1 protein-coding gene is annotated in these 244 nt (G+C 36.5%); it reads left to right on the top strand.

From position 1 onward, the window contains the following. A partial coding sequence (locus tag R0J87_RS23715; RefSeq protein ID WP_498889457.1) for a hypothetical protein occupies positions 1–243 on the top strand: 243 nt, incomplete at its 5' end. Position 244 lies beyond the last annotated feature (1 nt).

The following is a 244-nucleotide window of genomic DNA, read 5'->3' as shown; positions in this document are numbered from 1 at the left end:
TTTTATCAGCATAAGACGGTTAGAAGTATTTCAGTCACATTAAGTAAAATTGAAGAAGATGCTAACCAGCAGTTAACTTTATTTGATGAAAGAGGATTAGAGAAAAAAAGACAGTTGGGCTATGTTATGGATGGTATTAGAAAAAAGTACGGATCAAAGTCGCTGCTGAGGGCTGTTTCATATACTAAAGGTGGTACTGCATTGTATAGAGCTGGCTTAACTGGCGGACATAGAAGCAAATGAT

Origin of the sequence: Halomonas sp. SIMBA_159, assembly GCF_046536035.1 — a bacterium.
Taxonomy (GTDB): domain Bacteria; phylum Pseudomonadota; class Gammaproteobacteria; order Pseudomonadales; family Halomonadaceae; genus Vreelandella; species Vreelandella venusta_A.
This window is presented reverse-complemented; position numbering and strand designations above follow the sequence as displayed.